Source organism: Nitrococcus sp. (assembly GCF_059432795.1).
In genome coordinates this window covers 1-6,411 of record NZ_JBXWZQ010000004.1, presented here as the reverse complement: position 1 = coordinate 6,411, position 6,411 = coordinate 1, and the positions used below count along the sequence as shown (strand labels likewise).

The following is a 6,411-nucleotide window of genomic DNA, read 5'->3' as shown; positions in this document are numbered from 1 at the left end:
ATGCCGGCGGTGCGCGCAGCGTACGCGGCTATGCATTTCGTACCTTGAGCCCGGAAAACGCCGATAATGATGACATCGGCGGGCGTTACCTAGTGGTGGGCAGCATTGAGGCGGACTATTTGCTTATTGGGAACTTCGGCGCCGCGGTGTTCTTCGATGCCGGCGATTCCACGCTCGACCCGAACCCCAGTCTAAAAAGAGGCGCCGGTTTCGGGCTGCGCTACCGCTCTCCGGTGGGAATGGCACGACTCGACGTTGCCCGCCCTCTCGACGATAGCGAAGCGTTTCGCATTCACTTCAGCATCGGGCCGGATATTTGATCCTACGCTCTATCACAGCCACCGTGCTCAGTTTGATCGCCACCGTGCTCGGGGCCCTCCTATTGTTCATGGCATGGGTGCTGACAACCGAGGCCGGTTTGAAGTTTACGCTGGGACAGGCGCAGTCGCTGCTGCCCGAGCGCTTCTCCGTGGGCACGGTCGACGGCCGGCTGATCGGTCCGTTGACGCTGCGCGAGGTCAAGGTCAAAACCGAGATGGCGCGGTTGGCCGCCGCGTATATCCATTTCGACTGGTCGCCGTCGCGGCTATTCCGCGGCGCCGTCACGGTCGATGAGCTGCACGTGCGCGATGCGAGCCTGACCAGCTACGCCACCGCGCCGGCGGAGGAACCGCAAGGCGAGCCCTCCAATCCGCTCGCGCTGTTACAGTCACCGCTCGCCGTCGAGCTGAACGATATTGCCGTGGAGGGTTTCGCGTACCGCGCGCCCGAGAGCGAGCCGTTCATCGTCGAATACGCCAAGCTCGTAGCCGGCATCGGCGACGGCAGGCTGCATATCGACACGCTGCAGGCGCATGGGCCGCTGTTCGCTATCGAAGGTCACGCGAGAATCCAAGCGCAAAACGGCCAAGCCACCCAGGGCGAGCTGAGCTGGCGGGTTCACCCGAGCGATTACCCAACGGCCAGCGGCCGCCTGACGGTCGGTGGCAGCCTGAAGGAGCTGGATCTCGAGCACCGAACCGAGGCACCGTATCGCACCCACGCCACTGTGACGCTGACCGATGCGCTGACACAGCCGCGTTTTGAAGCCAACGTCGAGCTCGATGCCATCGAGCTGACCGCCATCCGGCCGGATCTGCCCAGCATGACCATCAACGCCACGGCGCACGCCCAAGGTCAAGCAGCGGAGCTGGACTACACGGCCCGGGCAAAGGTGGCCGACCCCGCACAAGGAACCCTCACGCTGGCGCTGGATGGCGGTTTTCAGAAGCAGATCCTCGATATCCGCCGCTTGACGCTCGCGGTGGCGGATACGCCGATCCGCCTGCAAGCCAACGGCCAGGTAGATATCGGTGGCGAGCAGCCCGACCTGGATCTCACGACCGAGTGGCAAAAGTTGCGCTGGCCGCTGCAGGGCGAAGCGCAGTTCGCGAGTCCTCGCGGCACGCTCGCGCTGAGCGGCACGCCCGATAATCTCACCGCCCGGCTCGATGCCGCCGTCGGTGAGGCGGGCGGGCTGCAGGCGCGCATACGGCGCAAGCAAGAGGATATCCGCGTGGCGCTGGACTGGCATGATTTGAACTGGCCGTTGCGAGACCCGAGGGTCACGAGCCCGCAGGGCACGGCGCGCGTGACCGGCACGCTGGCGCAATACACGCTCGGCGTCGATGCCGAAGTGACCATGCCGGAGCAACCCGGCGGCCATGTCATTTTGCAAGGCCGCGGCAGCAGCCAATCGCTCGATCTCTCGCGTATCGACATGAAGGTGCTGCAAGGCAAGATCGACGGCAACGCCCGGGTGGTCTGGGCGCCGCAGCTCGATGCGCGGATCAATCTCACCGGCGAGGGGATCAACCCGGGCGTGCTGCTTCCCGAATGGCCGGGGAAGCTGGCGCTGCGCGTCCAGGCAAATGGCGAGCGCAAGGGGGATAGTCTCTCCGCGCAGGTCAAGGCACTCGATGTCACCGGGCGGTTGCGCGGCGAGGATTTCGCGCTGCGGGCGCGCGGCGCCTACCGGGCGGAGAAGCTGCGGCTCGAAAGGCTGTCGCTGGCCGCGGGATCCAGCACGATACAGGCATCCGGCACCGTCGGTGCGACGCTTGCCCTCGATTGGCGGATCGACAGCGACAATCTCGCGACCCTGCTGCCGGGAGCCGCCGGTTCGCTCCACGGCCAGGGAGAGGCGCACGGGGCACTGCGCCGACCACGGATCAAAGCCAGCTTGACCTGTGATGGGGTGCGCTACACGCAATACCAAGTCGGCCGGCTCGATCTGCAGGCCGATCTGGACCTTCAAGGCAATCAGCGCTCGTCCGTCTCTCTTGACCTGAAAGACGCCGAGGCCGCCGGGGTCGTGCTCGACAAAGCAAGCCTCACGGGTCAAGGGACGCCGCAGGCCCACGAACTCGAGCTGGCCGCGAACACCAGCACCGGAGACCTCGACCTGCGCCTCGAGGGGGAGCTGCAAGAATCCATTTGGTCTTTCCGGCTCACCCAAGCGCGCCTCAAGTACCCGACGCTGGCGGCCTGGACATTGGCGCAGCCGGCGCAAGGGCGGATAAGCACCGAAGCCCAGATGCTGGAAGAGGCGTGCTGGGCCAGCGGGCAGGCCACGCTGTGCCTGCGTGGACAAAGATCCGCCGCCGACCTGCAGGCGGCCTTTCAGCTCGATGGCTTGCCGTTCGATTATTTCGCCGCGCTGCTGCCCCCCAAGGTCGGGCTCAAAGGCAAGCTGAGCGCCCGTGGCGAGGTCCAGCAACCCAGCGGCGAAACACTCGCCTCTGATGTGCGGCTCACCACCACCGAGTGCGAAATCCTCGCGGCGACCGAGGAAGCAACTGAGAGCACTTCGGTGCTGCGTTTCCAACCCGCCACTGTACGTGCCGATTTCGGCAATCAGGGTTTGCTGCTGCAGGTCGATTTACCGTTCGTCGACCAGGGCGGCCTGCAGATGCATGCCGAGATTCCGGGCGGTGATGCGCCGCTGCTCACCCGGCCGCTGGATGGCGAGCTCCATGCGCAGATTCGCGATATCGGCTTCCTCGCCAAACTGGCGCCTGACATCGAGCGCATCGCCGGGCGGCTGCAGGGCCGAATGCAGATTTCGGGCACACTGGCCAAACCGGCACTGCTCGGGCGCCTCGCGCTGACCAACGGCTCCGCCCGGCTGCTCGCCCCCGGTCTCAACATCACGGCACTGAACGTGGAGGTGATCGGCGAGCGCGACGGCGGCCTCAGCTACAACCTCAATGCCAAATCCGGCGGAGGCAGCCTGCGTGTTGCCGGCACGGCGGATCTCAGCGGCGAGGCGCCGCGCGCCGAGATGCAGATCAATGGCCAAGATTTTCAAGCATTCAATACCGACGATGCCCAGGTATTCGTCTCTCCGGCGTTGCAGATATCGCTGAATGCAACGGCCATCACCGTCAGCGGCGAAGTCACGGTGCCGCGCGCCGAGATCACCCCGCATAAGATACCCCCTTCGGCCGTGACGGTCTCCGAGGATCAGGTGATCGTCACGCCGGGAGAGGAGACGCCGGCCGTGGCCGCCGCGCGCAAGCTGCATGTCCGCGTTCGTCTCATCCTCGGCGAGCACGTGCGCTTTGAAGGCTTCGGCCTCAAGGGGCGCATCGAAGGGCGCCTGCTGATCGTCCAACGACCGGAGGGACCGACCACGGGCAGTGGCGAGTTGCGAATCGTGGAAGGTGAATATCGCGCCTACGGTCAAGGGCTGGTCATCGACACCGGCCGCATCCTGTTCGGGGGCGGGCCGATCAGCCAACCTGGCATCGACGTGCGCGCGGTCCGTCACCCGGCCGAGGATATCACCGTCGGGGTCCGGGTACGCGGCCGCCTCAAAGAACCTCAATTCACGATCTTCTCCGACCCGTCGATGACTCAGGCCGAGCAGCTGTCCTGGCTGGTCCTGGGGCGCCCCCTGCAAGGTGCTTCCAATTCGGAGGCTTCGATGCTGACACAAGCGGCGTTGGCACTGGGCCTGAAAGGCGGCGATTTCCTGAGCAAGAAACTCGGTAAGAACCTGGGCGTCGATACCATCGGAATCGAAACCGGCTCCGGCGAGGCCGGCGCCGCCAGCAATCCCAAGGCCGCGGCGCTCGTGGTCGGAAAGTATTTATCCCCCGACCTCTACGTGAGCTACGGCATCGGTCTGTTCGATCAGGTCTCGACCGTGAAATTGCAATACACCCTGAGCAGTCATTGGCAACTCGCCACCGAATCCTCGCGCATCGGCAGTGGCGGCGACGTGATCTATACGATCGAGCGCTGAGCCGGGCTAGACCTTGAACTGCCGCTGCCCTTCCCAACGCGCGACCAACGTCGCCACGGCGCCGTCACCCATGACGTTCACACTGGTGCGGCACATGTCGAGCAGCCGATCGGTAACGAACAACACGCCGATGGCCTCGGCCGGCAGCCCCGCGGAGGTGATGATGATGGCGATCGCCACCAAGGAGGCCGCGGGTACGCCGGCGACCCCCACCGCCGTCAACAATGCCATGCCCGCGACGAGAACCTGCGTGCCGATGGTGAGATCGAGGCCGTAGGCCTGGATAAGAAACAGTGCGCCGACGCACTCGTAGAGCGCCGTGCCGTCCATGTTCACCGTCGCGCCCAGCGGCAGGACGAAATTCGACACCTTCTTGGAGACGCCGACGTTATTCTCCAGACAGGTCATGTTCACCGGCAGCGTGCCATTGGAGGAGGCCGTGGAGAAGGCGGTCAACAACGCCGGTGAGACCGCCTTGAAATATCGCCACGGATTGACGCGCGCCAGGGCGAGGAGCAGAGCCGGCAGTGTGACGAACATATGGAACCCCAGCGCGGCAAGCACGGTGGTCGCGAAGACCAGCAAGGGTTGGATACCTGCCAGACCGGTTTTGGCCACGACGTCGGCCACCAAACCGAAAACACCGAGCGGCGCGAATCGCATCACCCACATCGTCATGCGCAGCATGACGTCGAAGACGCCTTCCCAAAACGCCCTCAGCGTATTCCCCGGGGCACCCTCGAGCTGGTTCATGAAATAGCCGAAGACCAGGCTGAAGAATATGAGCGCCAGCATGTCCGCACGGCGTGCCGCCTCGATGACGTTTTCCGGCACCACGCCCAGCAGCACATCGGACAAGCGCTCGCCTACCCGAGCATCCACCTGCTGCGCGACTTTCGCCGCCTCGGCATCCAGGCCGAGCTGCGCACCGACGGGCTGCCCGCCGGCAAGTCCCGGGGCGACCAAGTTGATCAGCAACACGCCGACCAGCACGGCGGCCGCCGTCGTGACCATGTAAAACACCAAAGTACGCAGGCTCAAACGGCCGAAATTCTGCGCCGATCCGATGGTGGCGATGCTCGTGATCATGGCCGCCATGACCAACGGCACGATCAGCATTTTCAGTGCGTTGATGAAAAGCGTGCCGATGAATCCGTACATGCTGACCAAAGGCACACCGAGCAGCTCGGCTCGAGTACCGCTCAGCAAGCCGGCCGCGGCGGCCAGCACGAGCGCCGCGAGAATCTGCCAATGCAGCGGAAATTTGGGCATTTCGACCTCAGTGCCTCGGGGCGGCGGCTCCGGGCGGCCACCCGGAGACCAAGCGGCACCGGATTGGGAGCGCTTCTCCGGCGGATAAGCGTTATTGCCGCCGCACGGCGGCGGATGTTGGCTCCAGCCCGGCTAACTCCGCCGCACTCGCGGCTTGACCGTGAGAGAGTTACAGCGACGTGCCGCCTCTGATGTCTCCCGCCGTGAGCTTGAGGCCGATGATCGAGACAATCAGCAGTACGAGAAAGACAATGCGAGCGGGGGTGACAGGCTCACGGAACAGCACGGCACCGCACACGGCAGCGCCGAGTGCACCAATACCCACCCAAACGGCATAGGCCGTGCCGATGGGCAGAGCACGAGCGGCCAGCGACAACAACCACATGCTTATCGCAAGCGTTATGAAAACGAAAAGTGAAGGACCAAACGCTTTGAAGCCGTCGGTGTACTTCAAGCCGACCGCCCAACAGACTTCGAACACACCGGCCAGCAGCAGCAGTAGCCATGGCATTACAACCTCCGATGATCGGTTGTGCCTTGCGCCGCCTGTCCGCTCCGGGCGTATTGTGTCGCATCGGCAACGGGCGATCGCGGCCTCGATCAGCGCCGCATATTAGCACCCAGCCATCGCTGCGCAAGCGCCGGCACGCGGCCACAAAACAAGCGGCGGGAGCCGGAAGGCTCCCGCCGCGCGGGCTTGCGAATCGGGTCGGATCAGGCACTCTGGCTCTGGACGATCGCCCCGTTGAGATTGAAGGTGTTCGCCCCGCCGATGCCCACTGCCGTGTTGTTGATCTGAGCGGCCTGGAACTGGTTGGTGAACTTCTTGCTCACGTGGCTCGGGTACAAGG

At 64.6% G+C, this 6,411-nt stretch carries 4 protein-coding genes; 2 read left to right on the top strand and 2 right to left on the bottom strand.

The annotated features are described in order from the left end of the window. Nucleotides 1–320 (top strand): BamA/TamA family outer membrane protein (locus tag AC52Q4_RS00750; RefSeq protein ID WP_495534884.1); only part of this gene is annotated, 320 nt, incomplete at its 5' end. Between the two features lie 23 nt (nucleotides 321–343). Next, nucleotides 344–4,288, top strand: coding sequence for a translocation/assembly module TamB domain-containing protein (locus tag AC52Q4_RS00745; protein WP_495534883.1), 3,945 nt, complete (start codon nucleotides 344–346; stop codon nucleotides 4,286–4,288). A gap of 6 nt (nucleotides 4,289–4,294) precedes the next feature. Here the strand turns inward: AC52Q4_RS00745 and AC52Q4_RS00740 are convergent, their stop codons facing one another. Together AC52Q4_RS00740 and AC52Q4_RS00735 are read right to left on the bottom strand one after the other, a co-directional pair. Then, nucleotides 4,295–5,560, bottom strand: a complete 1,266-nt coding sequence (locus AC52Q4_RS00740; RefSeq protein WP_495534882.1) for a dicarboxylate/amino acid:cation symporter — start codon at nucleotides 5,558–5,560, stop codon at nucleotides 4,295–4,297. 169 nt (nucleotides 5,561–5,729) lie between these two features. Beyond that, complete coding sequence (locus tag AC52Q4_RS00735; protein WP_495534881.1) at nucleotides 5,730–6,071, bottom strand: DMT family transporter; 342 nt, start codon at nucleotides 6,069–6,071, stop codon at nucleotides 5,730–5,732. Nucleotides 6,072–6,411: the final 340 nt, after the last annotated feature.